We start from the raw sequence: 19,171 nt of genomic DNA, 5'->3' as shown, positions 1-19,171 counted from the left end.
CTCATTTTTGGTTTTTTCTTGGCATTCCTGTTCTGATCATTCTATTATTCTTTCTCCGCTAATTGGTAAAACTATCTGTTATTTTTGGGAAACAAATCACAATCATTTTTTCACAGTTTATGTGCCCTGTCCACCCAAAATGTCTATGTCTCTGTTATTAGTCCTGATCCGTTCCCTTGCAGATCGGACACTTCGGTAACTGCGGCAGCCCCTTCTTTAATAAGCTGATTCGTACCGGCAGACTGCGTGGAAAAGATCGAACCGGGCAGTGCCTTTACATCCCGGCCCTGCTCCAGCGCCTGATAAGCAGTAATAAGAGAGCCGCTCCGGGCAGCTGCCTCGGTGATAAAAACCGCGTCGGATAATCCGCTGATAATACGATTGCGCATGGGAAACTGCCATTTCCGCGGCGGTGTGGACGGGGAAAATTCCGAAAGAAGTAGGTGAAAGCGGGAAAGATGGTGAAAAAGGGCGGTATTTTCGCGTGGGTAAATATGATCAAAGCCGGCACCAAGGACAGCGACGGCGGATCCGTTTTCCCTTACCGCCAGTTTGTGGGCGGCTGTATCGGTGCCGGCCGCAAGTCCGCTGATGATGCTTGTTCCACTTCGGATAACAGGCGGAAGCAGTTCTTCCAGAGCCTTTAACCCGTAAGGAGTTGGTTTTCTTGTACCGACGACTGCGAGACTCTCTTTTCTCTTAAGCAGCTCTTGTTTTCCTTTGGCATACAACACCCATGGAGGATCATACATATGGCGGAGACGCTCTGGGTATTCTTTCATGAATGGGGTCAAAATATGGATGCCATTTTCCCGGTAAACGTGAAGCGGGCTTTCGGTTGTATGAAGATAACGGTACAGGGAAGAAGCGCGGTCGCGCGGAAGATGGAGACAGGAGGAGAGTTCGGAAGCGGAAAGCTTATAGGGGGCTGAAAACGCTGGATCGATCCGGCACAGTACAGCCATTCGTTTCCATGTCATATAGGGGGCTTCATGAAGATGTAATAGTCGACTCGTTTCCGTTGGGGTTCATCCTTTCAAAAAAAGGCGGGCGCCAAGGCCCGCCTCGTATTTTTTACTGCTGTGGATTGTGTGTCAGACATTTTTCAAAGAGGTTGTTATCCTTCAGCGCATTAATCATCGTATCGCCGATTTCAGCCGGTGTATCGGCAACGTGAACCCCGCAGCTTTCCAGGGTTTTAATCTTTTCGTCTGCTGTGCCTTTTCCGCCGGAAATAATAGCACCGGCATGTCCCATTCTCTTTCCGGGAGGTGCCGTGCGTCCGCCGATAAATCCGACGACCGGCTTATCCATATTGTCCCTGATCCACTCGGCCGCTTCTTCTTCAGCCGTACCGCCGATTTCACCGATCATAATGACCGCTTCTGTATCATCATCCTCATTGAATTCTTTCAGCACATCAATGAAATTCGTTCCATTTACCGGGTCACCGCCTATTCCCACAGCTGTCGACTGACCGACGCCGTTGGTGGAGAGCTGATGTACTGCCTCATACGTAAGCGTACCGGAACGGGATACGACGCCGACATGGCCTTTTTGATGAATATATCCGGGCATGATACCGATTTTACATTCTTCCGGCGTAATAACCCCGGGGCAGTTCGGCCCGACCAGACGGGTTTTCTTACCCTCCATGAAACGCTTTACTTTCAGCATATCAATAACAGGAATGCCCTCCGTGATGCAGATTGCCAGATCCATTTCTTCGTCCACCGCTTCAATGATGGCATCCGCTGCTAAAGCAGGCGGAACATAAATAACAGTGGCTGTGGCGCCTGTTTCGGTCACAGCGTCACGGAGTGTATTAAATACAGGTACGCCTTCGATTTCTGTACCGCCTTTTCCCGGCGTGACTCCTCCAACAATATTGGTTCCGTATGCAAGGGCCTGCTGGGTATGAAACAGACCGGTGGAGCCTGTGATGCCCTGAACAACAACTTTGGTATCTTTATTAATAAAGATGCTCATTTTGACTTCGTCCCGCCTTTCTATTGCACTTGTGATACGATTTTCTGCGCGCCGTCAGCCATGGAATCCGCTGCTGTAATGTTTAAACCGGATTCTTCGAGAATCTTTTTGCCGGTTTCCACATTTGTCCCTTCAAGACGGACAACAAGCGGAATCTCAAGACCGATCTGCTGGGTTGCTTTGACAACACCTTCTGCGATAACGTCACATTTCATGATGCCGCCGAAAATGTTGACATAAATCCCTTTCACCTGATCGTCTTCAAGAATGATCTTAAATGCTTCCGTTACTTTTTCGGCCGTAGCGCCGCCTCCGACATCAAGGAAATTGGCCGGATCTCCGTTGTAATATTTAATAATGTCCATCGTAGACATGGCAAGTCCGGCACCGTTCACCATGCATCCGATATTGCCGTCCAGGGCGATATAACTGAGGTCGAATTTGGACGCTTCGATTTCCTTCGGATCTTCTTCATCAAGATCACGGTATTCAAGAATATCTTTCTGACGGTACAGCGCATTGGAATCAAAATTCAGTTTCGCATCCAGTGCCATCACATTACCGTCCCCGGTTGTAACAAGCGGATTGATTTCCGCCACAGAGCAGTCTTTTTCAATGAATACATTGTACAGGCCGAGCATGAACTTTACCGCCTGCTTCAGAAGATCTTTCGGAATATTGATGTTGAATGCAAGACGGCGGGCCTGATAAGGCTGCATCCCGACTGCCGGATCAATATATTCGCGGAAAATCTTTTCCGGTGTCTGTTCTGCCACTTCCTCAATCTCCGTGCCGCCTTCTTCGGAGGCCATCATAACCACCCGCGACGTCGCACGGTCCAGAACAATTCCGACATAATATTCGCTCTGGATATCAGAACCTTCTTCAATAAAAAGACGTTTTACTTCTTTACCTTCCGAACCGGTCTGATGCGTGACAAGCGTTTTACCCAGAAGTTCTTCGGCGTATGTACGCACCTCATCCAATGTTTTTGCAATCTTGACCCCGCCGGCTTTTCCGCGCCCGCCTGCGTGGATCTGGGCTTTTACGACTGAAACATCAGAATTGAGTTCTTTAGCCGCTTCTACTGCTTCATCCGCGGAAAAGGCAACTTTTCCATTCGGTACGGCTACCCCGTATTCTCTGAGGAGCTCTTTTCCTTGATACTCATGAATATTCATGTACTCTCCATCCTCCTAACGATTCGATACGACTACCCGCCTGAGGCCGGACCTGCGGGAAAGACATCGGGTGCCAGGCGCAGGCTGTAAGTGCAGGCCATTGCTTCGCACACACTTATTATCGTATAAAAAAACACCGGCAAATTCAACAATTCGACACTATTTTATCGTAACAGGGTCCTTCTTTTTTACCGGGACAATGAAAATAATCCCCGGGGCACAGCCCCGGGGAAGCATCGTGGCATGTTCGAACGTATTCATTTCCGTTTATTTTCGGCTCGTTTTTTTGTTATTCGTTTCCAAAGTTCTTTCAGGGCGGCGAAGGACCGGATTTCTGACGAATGGCGGAAATAACCGAGTTCCTCGCCTGCTTCTTCCAAGTAGGAACGAAACTTCTCCTTTAGACGTCTTCGTTTCATGTCAGGCTCCTTTTTCCCCATAAGGTGCCCATGTACCAGTTATATATTATGACGTATGTTGATCGACCCGGTATAAAAACGCAAACACTTCCGCCACGACTTCATATAATTCCGGGGGAATCGACTGGTTGATTTCCAGCTGGGATAACAGTTCCACGAGGGAAGGATCTTCCTGCACAGGGATGTCGTTTTCTCTGGCACGTTCTATAATTTCTTCGGCCACATAGCCTTTGCCTTTCGCTTTGACACTTGGCGCATGTTCTGCCTGGGCCTGATAGCCCAGCGCCACTGCCGAGCGGCGTGGAGCCTGTCTGCCGTTCATATGCGCACATCCACTCCTTCCCGTCCTGCATAGGATTCGACCGGTGTGCCGGAAGGTTTATGCCCTTCGCGGACCGGTTTCCAATGGACCGCATTCAAATGGTAATTCTGTTCCTCCAGCCGCTTCTCAAGGTAGGGCTGGAGCAGATCCATCAGCTTATCCGGCTTATCCTTTTCGTTGAATACGTGTACAGTAACACTTCGGTTTTGAATCTGAACATCCGCAATCGTTTCTCCAAGACGTTCCATGTCAAGATAAAACAAAATACGGCAGTGGTCCGGGTGCAGGGTCCCGTCCTCCTGTTTCTTTCCTTCCCACTGAATGGAAAGGTCGGTATGGAACCCTCCCAGGGTCAGAGGAACCTGTACAGCTGTCTGCTGGAAACTGCCCTGCTGATCCTGGGAAAGGAGCTGCTGGCCCGTGATTTTGTGAAGCAGGGCTTCCGCATGCTCGCGGACAGGCTGAGGAAGGGAAGCCATATTCTGAAGCAGGGACTGTTTCAGGTTATCCATGTTTATGCCCTCGCCGCCATTCCCGGAAGACGCCTGCTGCTGAGCGATGCCGGATTCATGATGCAGGCCCAGCTGCTGAAGAAGCTGCGTCAACTGTCCGGCTGTCTGGGAAAATGGAGCCATGCCGGACGTTCGTTCATTGGTAAATGACCCTTGCAGCAGTACAGTGAGAGTCTGATTTTCTGCACTGCCTTCAGCTCGTGCCGGTAACGCCTGCATCATCTGCTGGACCTGTTCCGACGAAAACGCCGTGCCGCGCGCCTGTCCGCCTGCCTGCTGCAGAAGCGAGAGCAGCTGCTGGAGCTTCTGCCGGCCGGCTTCCCCCTCCGCCGGAGACAAACGGGTCATAAGAGTCTGAAACAACTCCGACGGCTCCATGGCAGCCAGCGGCCGTCCTTGCTGCCCGGACGCAAGATCCGGCCATATCTGCTGAACCATCCCTCTATTTTCGGGCTGTAAAACCAGCTGTTTAAATGAGGAAAGCCACTCCGGTGTATTAGATCCTGCCGGCATTGCCCCTGCTTTCTGAAGAAGGGACATCGCTCCGTTTCGGACAGATTCCGGAGCTTCAGCGGATCCGGAGAGCTGCAGAAGCCGGGCCAGCTGATGTTCCGACGAGGGGTTCATCGATCCAAGGGATAACGTATGCTGAACAGCCTGACTGACATTGACCGCAGCTCGTCCCTGGCCCTCCGGAAGAGAGGTCGTCTGCAGCTGTCCGAGAACGGTCTGGAGCTGCTGCATCTGGGCAGTCAGCGGCTTCCCGTGTTCAGCCTGATACAGACTTTGAAACGTTTCCAGTGTGAGTGGAAAATTCGACTGGTTCATAGCGGAAAGGAGCCTTACTCCCTCTCCGTTCATGGCACCTGCCTGCTTCAGCACAGCTGCTCCCTGCTGGATCATTTCCCTGGAGAACGGGAGCTTTTCTGCCTGAAACTGACGGATCATGGAAAGATTAGCCTTGTTTTCCTCCAGTCCCAGAGCCTGCAGCACCTTCGCAGCACTGCCCTGATCAGCTTGTGAACTTTTCAGCACCTGCTGGTCCACTTCCAGCGCCTGAAGGCGTGGAATACCATCATTCTGGCGTACCTGAAAAAAGTATTTCTGCCCGGCGTTCAAAGCGGCTTCCAGCCTGGCTGTTACATTCATGCCGCCAAGCCGCAGCGAGGCCGTCTGATTCGGAAACAGTTTGACTATTTCCCCTTCAAACACCTGACCTTTTTGAAGAGACAGTGATGCCTGCCTGGTACCGCTGCTTTTTGTTAACGAAGCTGCCTGCAATTGTAGAGGATCCATAGCGTTCCACCTTGTTCCTTATTTAGGGAGACCTTCACGTACCGGGGCAAAACTGCGCCGGTGCTCCGGCGTCGGACCGATCCGCTGCAGAGCCTCCAGATGAACGGCTGTACCGTACCCCATATTCGTGTCAAAACCGTAATCCGGATACATCGCAGCCAGTTCTGTCATATACCGGTCGCGTTCCACTTTTGCAAGCACAGAAGCTGCAGCAATGGAAGCACTCCGTTCATCTCCTTTAGTAAGCGGCAGCTGCCGGCGGGAAGATGCAATCGTAACCGCATCGACAAGCAGCGCATCCGCTTCTACCCCAAGTCCTTCGACTGCCTGTCTCATCGCCTCTCTGGATGCCTGGTATATGTTAATGTCATCAATGACCGGCGCCGGGATGTGAACCACACGATACACGGCTTCTGTCTTCAATTTTTCATAAAAATGGTCCCGCTCTTCTTTTTTTAATTTTTTCGAATCCGTCAGCCCGGGGAGAAAACAGTGTTCCGGAAGTACCGCAGCAGCGGCCGTAACCGGCCCGGCAAGGGGTCCCCTACCTACTTCGTCCACTCCCGCCACCAAAGAATATCCGTCTTCCCGGAATTGTTTTTCAAAGGATAGGGACTCGAGAAAGGCGGCTTCCCGCTGCTTACGCACAGCTTCCTTTTTGTCGTACTGATGCAGCAGCTGACGTACTCCTTTCCGCTCATCGTGCCGCAGTGTTTCCAGCCAGGTTTTGTCCGGCTCTTCCTGGAATAAATGATACCTGATATCGGAAATACTTAACTTTTTCATGATTCTGTTCCCTCTTCTCTATTGTTTATATCGGAAGATGTTTCCGATTTCGAAGAGGAAGCCGCGTCGTTTTTGTCCTCATGGTCTGCCGGGGTTTCCAGTGAAAGGCGTCCCAGCTTTCCATCCCTGAATTCACGCAGCAGCAGTGCTGCGCTTTGTTCTTCATCCACGTAGCCTCCTGGCTGCAGGCAGCCTCTGTTTTTTCCGATTTCCATCAAAAGGATCCGGTTGTCGACAGGAAGCGGATCCAGCCTGTACCGTTCTTTTAATGCAGAAGGGTAGCGTTCTTTTAACAGCCCGGTTAAATAGAGAGCGATTTCCTCCAGATCAAGCCTTTCATCTTTAATAGCTCCTGTCGCTGCAAGCCGGTAACCAACTATCTGATCTTCAAACTTCGGCCATAGAATCCCCGGGGTATCCAGAAGTTCCATTTTATTTCCGACTTTCAGCCACTGCTGTGCTTTCGTAATGCCGGGAATATCCCCGGTTTTTGCCGTTTTTTTTCCGACAAGCCGGTTAATGACGGTCGATTTTCCAACGTTCGGAATCCCCAGGATCATGGCACGGATGGCACGCGGTTTAATCCCCTTTCTTTTCATCTTATCAAAGATCGGTGCTGTCACTTTCTCCGCTTTTTCCACAACAGGTTTTGCCCCTTTATTCTGAAGGGCATTCAGTGTCAGTGCCTCTGCCCCCTGTTCTTCATAAAAGCGGAGCCATTCGGCACTCACTTCCGGATCGGCCATATCACTTTTTGTGAGCACGACGATACGGGGCTTGTCCTGTAACAGCTGATCAAGCATCGGGTTTCTTGAAGAAAAGGGGATTCTGGCATCAACCAGCTCCACGGCCGCATCCACCCGTTTCAGCTGCTCTGTCACCTGGCGTTTTGCCTTTTCCATATGGCCCGGATACCATTGAATCGTCATGGCTGTTCTCCTTTCCATACAGGGGATACCAGAGCAGCCTGCCCCTCCCCTGCCTGCTTGTTCATTCTTTAAAAAAAGACTGCAACGGCACTTATGCCGTGGCAGTCCTTTAAAATCCTTATCGAATTTCTTTGATGCGCGCAGCTTTTCCACGCAGATTGCGGAGATAGTAAAGTCTTGCCTGGCGGACGCGGCCGCGGCGCTTCACTTCGATCTTGTCAATGCGCGGGGAATGAACCGGAAATGTACGTTCCACACCGATGCCGTAAGATACCTTACGAACGGTGAAGGTTTCGCTGATTCCGCCTCCACGGCGCTTGATAACCACACCCTGGAATACCTGAATACGTTCACGGGAGCCTTCCACAACTTTCACGTGAACACGCACGGTATCTCCGGCGCGGAAATTCGGAAGATCGGTTTTAAGCTGGTCTTTCGTGATTTCACGAAGTAGTTCCTGCATTTTTTTGCCTCCTTCTCTTACATGCTCATAGCAGTAATCCTGCAGCGGAACATAGTAGTAAGCGGCTTTCACCACAAAATACATCCTATCATACCGCTGCCTGCTGTTCAACGGTTTTTCTCATTTTCATCCTGATTATGCAATAAGTCGGGACGCCGCTCTCTCGTTCTTTCGAGCGCCTGCTGCCGGCGCCACGCTGCAATATTTTCATGGTGGCCCGATAACAGCACATCCGGTACTTTCCATCCTCTAAAATCAGCGGGCCGTGTATAATGCGGATGTTCGAGCAGAGGCTCTGAAAACGAATCCGCCGCCGCTGAATCCGTATTTCCGAGCACACCGGGAAGCAGCCTTGTAACGCTGTCGGCAAGAGCCATGGCACCGAGCTCTCCGCCTGTCATAATAAAATCGCCGAGCGAAAATTCATCCGTGGCCAGATGCGCACGAATTCGTTCATCATAGCCTTCATAATGACCGCAGATAAAAATCAACTGTTCCTCTCCGGCCAGTTCTTCCGCGTCTTTCTGGGTGAAAGGCGATCCTTGCGGACATAAGAGGATAATTCTGGCTCCTGATTGATGCTGTTGTTGTGCAAAATCGACTGCATCAAAGACAGGCTGCGGCGTAAGAACCATTCCGGCTCCGCCTCCGTAGGGATAGTCATCTGTTTTTCGGTGCTTATTCTCTGAAAAATCACGGATATTGTGAACATGATACGACACAGCCTGTTTCTCCTGGGCCTGTTTCAGCATGGACGACGTAAGCACGCCCGGAAACATGTCGGGAAAGAGGGTTAAAAAATCCATTCTCATCAAGGCAGCAGTCCCTCCATCACATGAATGGTGATGGTTTTATCATGAACGTCGACCTGTTTCACGATATCGTCAATGTAAGGCACCATAATATCAGGGCCGCCGGCAGCTGCCTGCACCACCCAGACGTCATTGGCACCCGGAGACAAAACTTCTTTCACCCTGCCGAGCAGGGTGCCTTCTTCCCCGTAGACATCGCACCCGATAATCTCATGATAGTAATACTCATCTTCTTCAAGCTCAGCGAGCGCTGTCTCCGGAATCTGAAGCACCGCTTCTTTCCATGTTTCTGCTTCTTCGATAGAGGTAATCTCCTCGACACGAAGGAGCCGGTGCTGTTTATGACGCCGGCAGTGGGAGACAGTAACCGGGGTGTGTTCCCGGCCCTCCTTAACCATATAAAGCGTTTCTCCCGGAGCGAACCGCTCCTCTTCAAAATCAGTAATTGGAAATACTTTCAGCTCCCCCTGTATGCCATGGGTATTTACAACTTTTCCAACATTAAACCATTCCATCCTCATCATCCGACCTTTTCTTCCGTATCTGTATGATTACCCCATCTTTAACGACGATTTCCTGATTACCTGCCGGCCATTCGTCTCCTTCCGACACTTCTTCAATCGCCTCCACTTCTCCTGAAGCTATTTCTGTTCCGGAAGGAAGGTGTTCAAGTTGAGTCAACTGAAATTGCGCGCTTTTCATCTTTTCCTTCCGTTTCTCGATTTCTTTATCGTATCGTTCTTTTACCTCTGTTTTTTTCCAGGCGGCATCCACGGACTTCATCTGTTTCTGCATTTGAAACTGAAGCTGTTCGATTTCCTTTTTCTGCCGGTGCTGGTCCCGGCGGAAATCAGCGGCCATCCTTTCTCTCATCCGTTCTGTTAAGACATGTTTTACGGCTGCTTTTTTTATGATACGCATGTTTCACCTCGGTCCGGCACATAGGATGCAGCGGTCCGGGACCGGTCATCGATAACGCCGGTTCTTATTGGCCCCCGTGCTTTGAAAAAAGGGCAGGGATCCGTAATCCCCGCCCCGTCTTTGCTATTCGGCAATATCCAATCGAACGCGCGCCTGATGATGGGAGGCACAAGCGTACAGGACAGAACGAAGGGCATTGGCTATTCTTCCCTGTTTCCCTATCACTTTTCCCATATCACTTTCGTGCACCGCTAATGTCAGGACGAGAATATCCTCCTGCCGGCGCTCTGTTACTTCCACCTGATCCGGATAATCAACGAGCGGACGAGCCATGGTTTCCACTAACTGTTTCACAGGTTTCCCCGCCTTTCTCCATGATCGATATCAGACAGCGCTGTATTACTTCCCGTTTTTCTCGTTATGAAGACGCTCCATTAATCCTTCTCTGGAAAACAGATTACGGACCGTATCGGAAGGCTGGGCGCCGTCAAGCATCCACTGTACGGCTTTCTCCCCGTTAATGCTGACTTCCGCCGGATCTTTCAGCGGGTTGTACGTTCCGATCTCTTCGATGAAACGGCCGTCACGCGGTGCACGGGAATCCGCTACAACGAGACGGTAAAAAGGTGATTTCTTTGCTCCCATACGTTTAAGTCTAATTTTAACTGCCATTTGCAGACACCTCCAAATATATTTCACACAATAAATTATTATAATAGGACTGGCTTTCCCTGTAAAGGGTTTTTCCTTTTCACTGCAGAAAAGGCAGCTGCATCCCGCCTTTTCCTTTTTTCTTTCCCTTCTGTCCGCCGCCTGTCATCTGTTTCATCATTTTCTTCATATCTTCAAACTGCTTTAACAGGCGGTTTACATCCTGGATCGTCGTGCCGCTTCCTTTGGCGATACGGCGTTTTCGGCTCGCATTCATCACCGACGGGTTTTCTTTTTCATACGTCGTCATAGACCGGACGATGGCCTCCACCCGGCCGATCTGGCTTTCATCCACCTGGATGTTTTTCATGGCCTTCTTGTTCGCACCGGGCATCATCTGCAGCAGCTCATCAAGCGGCCCCATGTTCCGCACCTGTTCCAGCTGTTCCAGAAAATCATCAAAGGTCAGGTCAGCTGAACGCATCTTTTTCTCCAACTCTTTGGCACGTTCATCATCCACATTGGTCTGCGCCTTCTCAATCAGGGAAAGCATATCCCCCATCCCCAGTATCCGGGAAGCCATCCGTTCCGGGTGAAAGACATCAAGTTCATCAATCTTTTCCCCCGTTCCGGCGAACTTGATCGGAACACCGGTCACTTCCCTGACAGAAAGCGCGGCACCTCCGCGTGTATCGCCGTCCAGTTTGGTAAGAATGGCACCCGTGACACCGAGCTGTTCATGAAAACTTTCCGCTACATTCACAGCATCCTGACCGGTCATCGAATCAATGACAAGCAGGATTTCGTCCGGTTCCACCGCTTCTTTCACATGCTGCAGTTCAGCCATCAGCTCTTCATCCACGTGAAGACGGCCGGCGGTATCCACCAGGACATAGTCGCAGTTTTCTTCTTTAGCCTTTTCAACGGCGCCTCTGGCAATATCAACCGGAGAGGTATCCGTTCCCATGGAATGCACGGGCATATTCAACTGCTTTCCGAGTGTTTCAAGCTGATCAATCGCGGCCGGACGGTAAATATCGGCTGCGGCAAGCAGCGGCTTGCGGTTATGATGTTTGCGGAGATGGTTGGCGACTTTTGCCACTGTTGTCGTTTTTCCCGCCCCCTGCAGACCGGCGAGCATGACAACCGTCGGGGGCTTCCGGGAAGCTGCAATGCTGCTTTCTTCGCCGCCCATCAAAGCTGTCAGTTCTTCATTAACAACCTTGATCACCTGCTGGCCGGGGGTCAGGCTCTTCATGACTTCCTGGCCGACCGCCCGTTCTTTCACATCGTTGACAAACTTCTTGACGACTTTGAAGTTTACGTCCGCTTCAAGCAGAGCGAGACGCACTTCCCGCATCATTTCCTTTACGTCGGCTTCCGTCACTTTTCCGCGGCCCTTCATTTTATCGAATGTTGACTGGAGCCGTTCCGCCAACCCTTCAAACGCCATTACATCGTCCCCTCCTCCTCAAGTTTTTCCAGGGCTTCTATCGTATCAAGCATCTTTGGGGACGGAGAAGCATGGGAGGCAGCGCAATGCCGAAGCTCCTGATAAAATGACATCCGCCGCTTGTATTTACGATAGAGTCCCAGCTTTTCTTCGTATTCTTCCAGCATGGCTTCCGTTCGTTTGATATTATCATACACCGCCTGACGGCTCACATCGTATCCTTCCGAAATTTCGCCGAGCGAATAATCGTCCAGAAAATAGAGCTCCAGGTATTTCTGCTGTTTTGCCGTTAACAAGGGTTGATAAAAGTCAAACAATGCGTTCATCCGCACCGTTTTTTCCAGCATAGTTCCCACCCTTTTGTTAAGCATGTTTCCTTTACACAAAGTTCAGCATACTAAAGACCTTTCCGGCTGTCAAGACAAAACCTTTACGACGATTCTTCCGCCTGTTCCTCCACCAGTTCCCGGAAAAGACCGTATACGAACTGTTCAGCGTCAAACGGCTGCATGTCATCCACTCCTTCTCCGAGTCCGACAAGCTTCACGGGAATATCCAGTTCATTCCGGACCGCAAGAACGATGCCGCCTTTGGCGGTGCCGTCCAGTTTTGTCAATGCGATTCCGCTGACATCGGTTGCTTCCTGGAACGTTTTCGCCTGGCTCATTGCATTCTGGCCGGTTGTGGCATCGAGCACGAGCAGCACTTCATGAGGAGCGTCCGGGATCTCACGCGAGATGACCCGTTTCACTTTTTCCAGTTCTTTCATGAGGTTGACTTTGTTCTGCAGTCTTCCCGCGGTATCACACAATAATACATCTGCATTTTTGGAACGGGCCGACTGAATGGCGTCATACATAACCGCTGCCGGATCAGATCCTGCCTGCTGCTTTACCACATCGACACCGACCCTTTTGCCCCATTCATCCAGTTGTTCAATAGCACCGGCACGGAATGTGTCCCCGGCTGCCATCACAACTTTCTTTCCTTCCTGTTTAAATGAGTGACCCATTTTACCAATTGTGGTTGTTTTTCCGACACCATTGACGCCGACAAACAAAATAACCGTCATCTCGTTGTCCTGTATATTCAGGGAAGAGTCATCTCCGGATTTGTCCAGCTTTTCCGCAAGTTTTTCGGTTATCAGAGGCGCAATGTTTTTGGAATCTTTAATATTGCGCCGTCTTGCTTCTTCCCTTAATTCATCGATCATTTCCATCACTGTCGATACGCCGGCGTCTGCACCGATCAGGATCTCTTCCAGTTCTTCAAAGAACTCTTCATCGACGGTCCGGTATTGAGCAAACAGCTCATTCATCTGTTCGGCGAATGAATCCCTTGTTTTTGTCAAACCTTCCTTGAATTTTTCCGTTACCGCATCGGTCTGTTCTGTCACCTTGTTTTTCAGCTTTTCAAAAAATCCCATGTCTCTGCCTGCAGATTCCTGCAGATCAAACCTCCTTTACTGTTATGTCGCCGCCGATCCCATTAACTCACCGGTCTCTTCCATTTTAACCGAAACCATTCTCGATACACCGGACTCTTCCATGGTAATGCCGTACAGCACGTCTGCTTCTTCCATCGTAGCTTTGCGGTGGCTGATGACAATAAACTGGGTCGTTTCACTGAAGTCCCGGAGGTATTTTGCAAACCTGGTTACGTTTGCTTCATCCAGTGCTGCTTCCACTTCATCAAGAACACAGAAAGGCACCGGCTTTTCTTTGACGATCGAAAAAAGTAATGCGATCGCTGTCAGCGCCTTTTCTCCTCCTGATAGAAGCGACAGATGCTGTCTCTTTTTCCCCGGCGGACTGGCGACAATATCGACACCAGTATGAAGCAGGTGCTCCGGGTCGGTTAAATGAAGGTCCGCTTCCCCGCCTCCGAAAAGTTCCCGGAATGTAGAACGGAAATGATAACGAATGGCTTCAAAGGTTTCTGAAAACCTACGCTTCATTTCGTCATCCATTTCCTGTATCACTTCATACAGCGAGTTCCGTGCCTGCTGAAGGTCCTCTCTCTGCTCCGTAAGAAAGGTTACACGCTCATGTACGCGTTCATATTCATCGATCGCACCGAGGTTGACGTGCCCCAGCTCTTCAATTCCCATTTTTATCAGTTTGATGCGTTTGCGGGTTTCCTCCAGATCTTCTGAGAGATGGTAGTGATCCCTGGCCCGTTCAAAACTGATCTCATAATTCTCCTGAAGGTGCTGCAGTCTCGTATCCAGTTCCACGTCCAGCCGGTTCAGTTCAATTTGATGATCATGATGGCTTTTCTGTTTTTCGTCCCGGTCAAAGGCGAGCTGCTGAATGCGTGCTTTCCGCTGTTCCGCATCATCATAAGCTTCCACTCTGTCTTTGCGGAGACGCGCCATTTCCCGGGACAGCGATTCTTTTTCCTCCCGCAGCTGTTCAATTCCGGTTTCAACTTCACCGTTTTCGTCCATAGAAGACATCTGCTCTTCAAGCAGCTCTATATCCTTTTCAAGTTTCTTCAACTGCGCGCATTCCTCATCATACTGTTTTTTCAGGCGCTTTTCCTCCGCTTCATCATGAGAGGCGGATTCTTTCGCTGCCGCCAGCTCCACTTTGACGTTTGTTTCGTCCTCTTTTAATTTTTCCAGCTTTTCCCCGCGCTGTTTCTCTTGTTCTTCAAGTGCTGCAATCTGTTCATCCAGCCTGCGCAGTTTTTCTGCCACGCTTTCCTTGTTGTCCATTAATACACTTTCGCGGGAATGCAGACGTTTTTCTTCTTCCTGAAGGGAGGAGGACTCTTTGTCGTACATGGACAGCTTGGAATTGGCTTTGGCCAGTTCTGCTTCGGCACCGGCCAGTTCTTCTTTCGCTTTTTCCAGTTCTTCTGCGGCTGTTTCTCCCCGTTTCCGGCTTTCCTCCAGTTCCCGAGCGGTCGTTTCCCGGCTCTGTTTTTCCTGCCTGACCTTTTCTTCAAGTACTTCCGTCTTTTTCTGCATATCCTGGTACTTTTCTTTCAGTTCATCGAGCTCGTGCTGTCTGGCCAGAAGCTGGCTGCTGTTCCGCCCGGTGCTGCCGCCTGTCATGGAACCACCGGGATTAACGACACTCCCGTCAAGCGTCACGATACGCACTTTATAGCCGGTAAGACGTGCCATACTGTTGGCCGCCTCCAGAGATTCGGCGAGTACGACCTGACCTAAAAGATGCTCGATAATATGCTTATAGGCAGGGTCGACGTTTACTGCTTCAGCAGCTGTAGTGACAAATCCTTCTGAAGATTCGAGCTTGTTACGGAAATCAGAAGACAGGCGCCGCGGCTTTATAACATCTGCCGGGAGCACTGTCGCCCTGCCTTTCTGCCGGACTTTTAAAAGCTGGATCGCCTTTCTTGCGTCCTCTTCTGTTTCACTGACAACATGCTGGAGGGCTCCGCCGAGTGCTGTTTCCACCGCTGTCGTATACGTCTTCGGCACTTCAATCAATTCAGCAACGGCACCGACAATGCCTTTCAGGGTATCTTTACCGGCTTTCAGTACTTCCCGGACTCCCTGATAGAAGCCGGAATAGTCGGCTTCCATTTCCTCCAGCACGTTGATCCGGGACCGTGTCTGGTCAACATGACGGTACGCTTCATACAGCTTCTGTTCCTGACGTTCGACTGCTTCGTTTTTTTCATTCCAGCTTTTCTGCAGGTCCTTCCATGTTTCTTTTTCCTGTTCATGTTCTTCAGCCGCGTGTTTTTTCCGCTTCTTGGCATGATCAACCAGCTGTTCTGCATGCTTGCGTTCTTTTACGTATTCCTCGTTTTCTTTGGTGAGCGATCCGTGTTTCTGTTGCAGCTGGCTTTTCTGTTCTTCAAGGTATTTTTCTTCATTACGGACCGCTGCCTGTTCGTTCAGGCGTTCGATGTATTCACTTTTCAGGGATTCGATTTCTTCACGGCGGCTCTCCTTATATTTCTCCCATTCCTTTTGGATGGAAGCGTGGTTCTCCTGCAGCTTTTGATAACGGCTGCTGCTTTCTTCTTTTTTCCGGTGCTGTTCTTCCCATTCTTTTTTGGACTGTCCGCTTTTATCCTTTAATTCCTGCAGCCGTTCCTGCCATTCTTCCTTCTTTTCGCCGGCGTTTTTTCCGCGTTCCTCCAGAACTCGCTTGCGGCCTTCTTCTTTTTCCAGTTTTTCACTGACCGATACGAGCTGATCCTGCAGCCGGCTGACCGCCGCATCAATCTCTTCTGTTTTTGTTTCGGCATCGGAGCGTTTCTGCTCTTCTTCCTGCAGCAGATTTTCTATTTTCTGCTTCTGTTCTTCAAGATGCTGGATCGTATTCTGAAGACTGCTCCATCTCTCGTGTTTGTTTTCAATTTCAGCCGCCGTCAGTGCAATATCTTTCTCTTCCAGTTCTTCTTTTTTGGCGAGATAATCTTTGGCCATCGAGGCCTGTTCTTTTAACGGTTCCACCTGGCCCTCGAGTTCGTGCAGAATGTCTTCCACCCTGTTCAGATTATCTTCGGTTTCGGTTAATTTTTTTTCTGCCTGATTTTTTCGTTGTTTATATTTGGAAACACCGGCGGCTTCTTCAAAAATAGCCCGCCGCTCCTCCGGTTTGCTGGACAGAACTTCTTCCACGCGGCCCTGTCCGATAATCGAAAAGGCTTCTTTTCCCATCCCGGAGTCCATAAAGAGCTCGACAATATCTTTACGGCGGCAGGGCTGGCGGTTGATAAGATATTCACTGTCGCCGGTGCGGTAGAGTTTCCGGGTAACACTGACTTCGTGATAGTCAAGATCAAGGTACTGGTCATTGTTTTCGAGGACCAGCGTCACTTCAGCGGCATTTAACGGTTTTCTCGTGTCACTTCCGGCAAATATTATGTCTTCCATCTTAGCGCCGCGCAGCGAACGGGCCGACTGTTCCCCGAGCACCCAGCGGATCCCGTCTGAAACGTTGCTTTTCCCGCTTCCGTTCGGCCCGACGACTGCATTTACGCCGGGAACAAATTCTATATTCATGGCTTCGGCAAATGATTTAAATCCTTTAATTTCTATACGTTTGAGGAACATCGTATCAGGTGTCCTCCTCCTGGGTCATCTCATTATCGCATTCCTTCCGCTGCCGGATAAGAACGCCACCCTATTTTATCACAATACGAAACAGTGCATAAGGCTCGTTGAAAAGGGATTTGCTCTTTTTCCACTGAGCCGATACAATAAAACAAGATAAACACATTATAAAAGGTGGGGAAAGACATGGGTCTGGAAGAACCAACGGAAGATAACCTGAATTTCATGGTAGAGGAAATCGGAAAAAAACTGCAGGTCGTGAATGCTTCTGCATTCGAACCGGGTAATTTTGACATCAGCCATTATGATGACATAAAAGAAATGTATGATATGATCGAATCCAAAAAAAACGTAAGCGTAAGTGAAATGGATGCCATCATCTCCGAACTCGGACGTATTAAAAAAAACTGAAAAAAAGAGGCTGTCCCATATGACTGGGGCAGCCTCTTTTCAGTCTTCATTCTTTTTTTCCGGTTCCAGTCTGGAGAGAGCCTGCTGGGCGGCATGCTGTTCCGCTTCCTTTTTCGAACGTCCTCTTCCTTCTCCTAAAAGGTCTTCATTGAGATAAACGGCCGAAATAAACTCTCTGCTGTGAGCCGGACCAATTTCATTTTTGATCTCGTAATGGATCGTCCCAAGGTTGTCTTTCTGAAGATGTTCCTGCAGCTGGCTTTTAAAATCCATCATATGCGAAAAAGCACCGTCGTCGATTTTTGGATAAATCGTTTGTTCCAAGAAGGTATACACGGCATCCATTCCCTGATCGAGGTACAGCGCTCCCGTAAAAGCTTCAAACACATCAGCCAGCAGCGCCGGCCTTTTCCGTCCGCCTGTCATTTCTTCTCCTTTTCCAAGAAACACAAGTTCACCAAAATCCAGTTCCTCGGCAAGGCTGGCAAGGGATGCCTCACAGACAATCGCAGCGCGCAGTTTTGTCATTTCCCCCTCGCTCATGGTGGAAAACCGTTTGAATAAATGTTGGGATACCGACAGTTCAAGCACCGCATCTCCCAAAAATTCCAATCGTTCATTATCATATACTGAACGGATCCGATGCTCATTCACATAGGATGAATGGGTAAAAGCCTGAATCAACAACTTTTCATCTGAAAACGTCAATCCAAGACGCTCCAGTGTCTGATACAGATTCCTCCGGTGTTGTTCCGTTAACACCAGTTTTTTCGTTTTTTTAGAACGGGATCCATGATTTTTTCTATCTGTGCTTTGTCCCATAACTGGTCCTCCGTTTTGTCCATCCTTACCTGGTGCCGGACCATGGAGCCGTATGCTCTGAAACAGGGCAACGGCTCCCGCCCCGCCCATTATTATTGCTGACCATCTATGTAGTTCACAACATCAGCAATTCTTACAATTTTTTCAGCTTCTTCATCGGAAATCTCCAGGTCAAACTCATCCTCCAGTTCCATGACAAGTTCCACCACATCCAATGAATCAGCTCCGAGATCATCTTTAAATGCAGCTTCACGGGTGATATCCGATTCTTCTACATCCAGACGTTCTGCCACGATCTTTTTCACACGTTCCAGCGTATTCTCTGCCATATCCTTCACCTCCTTTAAAAAATTGATACCATCCGCCATTATAGAAGATGACAGGAAAAAATGCCATCTTACAGACAGGAAAGATTAATGCATCACCATGCCTCCGTCTACATGCAGCGTCTGACCGGTGATATAATCGGCATCCGCGGATGCAAGAAAACGAACGGCACGCGCCACTTCTTCGGCTTCCCCAAGCCTTCCGAGCGGAATGTTATGAAGCAGCGTTTCCTGCGTTTCGCCTTCCAGTTTTTCTGTCATATCTGTTTCAATAAAACCCGGAGCAACTGCATTTACCTGGATATTGCGGGGGGCAAATTCACGTGCCAGACTTTTCGTCAGCCCGAGAACCCCGGCTTTTGCTGCAGAGTAATTGGCCTGACCGGCATTGCCCATCACCCCGACCACCGAGGAAATGTTGACGATTTTTCCGGAACGCTGCTTCATCATCTGCCTGGATGCCGCTCTCGCACAATGATAGACGCCTTTCAGATTCGTATCAAGGACAGCATCCCACTCTTCTTCTTTCATCCGCATCAGAAGATTATCGCGCGTAATCCCTGCATTGTTGATCATAATATCAATCTGACCGAATTGTTCTGTGACTTCCTTTATCACTGCTTTCACATCATCTTCCACAGCAACATCTGCTTTGACAGAGAACGCCTTGACTCCCCGGTCCCTGCATGCTGCCACAACTTCTTCCGCTTTCTGTGCACTGCCGGCATAATTGACGGCAACGTCTGCTCCATTTGCCGCAAGCTCGAGCGCAATCGCCTTGCCGATGCCCCTGGAGGCACCGGTAACAAGTGCGGTTTTTCCATTAAGCATTCTGCT

At 49.8% G+C, this 19,171-nt stretch carries 22 protein-coding genes; 1 reads left to right on the top strand and 21 read right to left on the bottom strand.

Translation table 11 applies throughout. From position 1 onward, the window contains the following. Positions 1 to 143: 143 nt before the first annotated feature. From dprA to smc, 18 genes are all read right to left on the bottom strand, one after another. Entirely contained in the window at positions 144 to 980 is an 837-nt protein-coding gene (gene dprA / locus ACW9JV_RS08300) for a DNA-processing protein DprA (protein ID WP_457333182.1), read from the bottom strand. 94 nt (positions 981 to 1,074) lie between these two features. After that, entirely contained in the window at positions 1,075 to 1,989 is a 915-nt protein-coding gene (gene sucD, locus ACW9JV_RS08295) for a succinate--CoA ligase subunit alpha (RefSeq protein ID WP_457333180.1), read from the bottom strand. 20 nt (positions 1,990 to 2,009) lie between these two features. After that, positions 2,010 to 3,170 (bottom strand): ADP-forming succinate--CoA ligase subunit beta, encoded by a 1,161-nt coding sequence (sucC, locus tag ACW9JV_RS08290; RefSeq protein WP_457333178.1) that lies wholly within the window; start codon positions 3,168 to 3,170, stop codon positions 2,010 to 2,012. Between the two features lie 257 nt (positions 3,171 to 3,427). Continuing rightward, positions 3,428 to 3,589, bottom strand: coding sequence for a hypothetical protein (locus ACW9JV_RS08285; RefSeq protein ID WP_457333176.1), 162 nt, complete (start codon positions 3,587 to 3,589; stop codon positions 3,428 to 3,430). Between the two features lie 46 nt (positions 3,590 to 3,635). Continuing rightward, positions 3,636 to 3,911 carry an EscU/YscU/HrcU family type III secretion system export apparatus switch protein gene (locus ACW9JV_RS08280; protein ID WP_457333174.1) on the bottom strand — a complete coding sequence of 92 codons (276 nt, stop codon included), beginning with the start codon at positions 3,909 to 3,911 and terminating at the stop codon, positions 3,636 to 3,638. Continuing rightward, positions 3,908 to 5,719, bottom strand: coding sequence for a hypothetical protein (locus ACW9JV_RS08275; protein ID WP_457333172.1), 1,812 nt, complete (start codon positions 5,717 to 5,719; stop codon positions 3,908 to 3,910). The genes ACW9JV_RS08280 and ACW9JV_RS08275 overlap by 4 nt, the downstream gene beginning before the upstream one ends. Before the next feature lie 18 nt (positions 5,720 to 5,737). Further along, the gene (locus tag ACW9JV_RS08270) at positions 5,738 to 6,505 is read right to left on the bottom strand and encodes a ribonuclease HII (protein ID WP_457333170.1); all 768 of its coding nucleotides are present in this window, start codon (positions 6,503 to 6,505) and stop codon (positions 5,738 to 5,740) included. Next, positions 6,502 to 7,434 carry a ribosome biogenesis GTPase YlqF gene (ylqF, locus tag ACW9JV_RS08265; RefSeq protein ID WP_457333168.1) on the bottom strand — a complete coding sequence of 311 codons (933 nt, stop codon included), beginning with the start codon at positions 7,432 to 7,434 and terminating at the stop codon, positions 6,502 to 6,504. The genes ACW9JV_RS08270 and ylqF overlap by 4 nt, the downstream gene beginning before the upstream one ends. Positions 7,435 to 7,552: 118 nt before the next feature. Then, positions 7,553 to 7,897 (bottom strand): 50S ribosomal protein L19, encoded by a 345-nt coding sequence (rplS, locus tag ACW9JV_RS08260; protein WP_457334670.1) that lies wholly within the window; start codon positions 7,895 to 7,897, stop codon positions 7,553 to 7,555. A 107-nt stretch (positions 7,898 to 8,004) separates the two neighbouring features. After that, positions 8,005 to 8,709: a tRNA (guanosine(37)-N1)-methyltransferase TrmD gene (gene trmD / locus ACW9JV_RS08255; RefSeq protein ID WP_457334668.1), complete on the bottom strand. Its 705-nt coding sequence runs from the start codon at positions 8,707 to 8,709 to the stop codon at positions 8,005 to 8,007. Further along, complete coding sequence (rimM, locus tag ACW9JV_RS08250) at positions 8,709 to 9,230, bottom strand: ribosome maturation factor RimM (protein ID WP_457334666.1); 522 nt, start codon at positions 9,228 to 9,230, stop codon at positions 8,709 to 8,711. Before rimM ends, trmD begins: the two co-directional genes overlap by 1 nt. Further along, positions 9,211 to 9,630 carry a YlqD family protein gene (locus tag ACW9JV_RS08245; RefSeq protein ID WP_457333166.1) on the bottom strand — a complete coding sequence of 140 codons (420 nt, stop codon included), beginning with the start codon at positions 9,628 to 9,630 and terminating at the stop codon, positions 9,211 to 9,213. The genes rimM and ACW9JV_RS08245 overlap by 20 nt, the downstream gene beginning before the upstream one ends. Before the next feature lie 123 nt (positions 9,631 to 9,753). Further along, the gene (locus ACW9JV_RS08240; RefSeq protein WP_457333164.1) at positions 9,754 to 9,984 is read right to left on the bottom strand and encodes a KH domain-containing protein; all 231 of its coding nucleotides are present in this window, start codon (positions 9,982 to 9,984) and stop codon (positions 9,754 to 9,756) included. Positions 9,985 to 10,029: 45 nt separating this feature from the next. Further along, positions 10,030 to 10,302, bottom strand: a complete 273-nt coding sequence (rpsP, locus tag ACW9JV_RS08235; protein ID WP_090927878.1) for a 30S ribosomal protein S16 — start codon at positions 10,300 to 10,302, stop codon at positions 10,030 to 10,032. Between the two features lie 79 nt (positions 10,303 to 10,381). Then, positions 10,382 to 11,734: a signal recognition particle protein gene (ffh, locus tag ACW9JV_RS08230; RefSeq protein WP_457333161.1), complete on the bottom strand. Its 1,353-nt coding sequence runs from the start codon at positions 11,732 to 11,734 to the stop codon at positions 10,382 to 10,384. Next, on the bottom strand, positions 11,734 to 12,081 hold the full coding sequence (locus ACW9JV_RS08225) for a putative DNA-binding protein (RefSeq protein WP_457333159.1): 348 nt from the start codon (positions 12,079 to 12,081) through the stop codon (positions 11,734 to 11,736). The genes ffh and ACW9JV_RS08225 overlap by 1 nt, the downstream gene beginning before the upstream one ends. Before the next feature lie 83 nt (positions 12,082 to 12,164). Continuing rightward, on the bottom strand, positions 12,165 to 13,160 hold the full coding sequence (gene ftsY / locus ACW9JV_RS08220; RefSeq protein ID WP_457333157.1) for a signal recognition particle-docking protein FtsY: 996 nt from the start codon (positions 13,158 to 13,160) through the stop codon (positions 12,165 to 12,167). Positions 13,161 to 13,202: 42 nt separating this feature from the next. After that, complete coding sequence (gene smc / locus ACW9JV_RS08215) at positions 13,203 to 16,775, bottom strand: chromosome segregation protein SMC (protein WP_457333155.1); 3,573 nt, start codon at positions 16,773 to 16,775, stop codon at positions 13,203 to 13,205. Between the two features lie 186 nt (positions 16,776 to 16,961). Here smc and ACW9JV_RS08210 point away from each other — a divergent pair, with 186 nt between their 5' ends. Then, positions 16,962 to 17,186 carry a DUF1128 domain-containing protein gene (locus tag ACW9JV_RS08210; RefSeq protein ID WP_457333153.1) on the top strand — a complete coding sequence of 75 codons (225 nt, stop codon included), beginning with the start codon at positions 16,962 to 16,964 and terminating at the stop codon, positions 17,184 to 17,186. A gap of 39 nt (positions 17,187 to 17,225) precedes the next feature. Here the strand turns inward: ACW9JV_RS08210 and rnc are convergent, their stop codons facing one another. The 3 genes from rnc to fabG form a co-directional block, all read right to left on the bottom strand. Then, on the bottom strand, positions 17,226 to 18,008 hold the full coding sequence (gene rnc, locus ACW9JV_RS08205) for a ribonuclease III (RefSeq protein WP_457333151.1): 783 nt from the start codon (positions 18,006 to 18,008) through the stop codon (positions 17,226 to 17,228). Positions 18,009 to 18,100: 92 nt separating this feature from the next. Beyond that, entirely contained in the window at positions 18,101 to 18,337 is a 237-nt protein-coding gene (gene acpP / locus ACW9JV_RS08200; RefSeq protein WP_457333149.1) for an acyl carrier protein, read from the bottom strand. A gap of 84 nt (positions 18,338 to 18,421) precedes the next feature. Continuing rightward, positions 18,422 to 19,165 carry a 3-oxoacyl-[acyl-carrier-protein] reductase gene (fabG, locus tag ACW9JV_RS08195; protein ID WP_457333147.1) on the bottom strand — a complete coding sequence of 248 codons (744 nt, stop codon included), beginning with the start codon at positions 19,163 to 19,165 and terminating at the stop codon, positions 18,422 to 18,424. Between the last annotated feature and the right edge of the window lie 6 nt (positions 19,166 to 19,171).

It is taken from the genome of Salibacterium sp. K-3 (assembly GCF_054052005.1).
The sequence above is the reverse complement of the archived record's forward strand: the minus strand, read 5'-3'. Positions and strand labels throughout refer to the sequence as shown.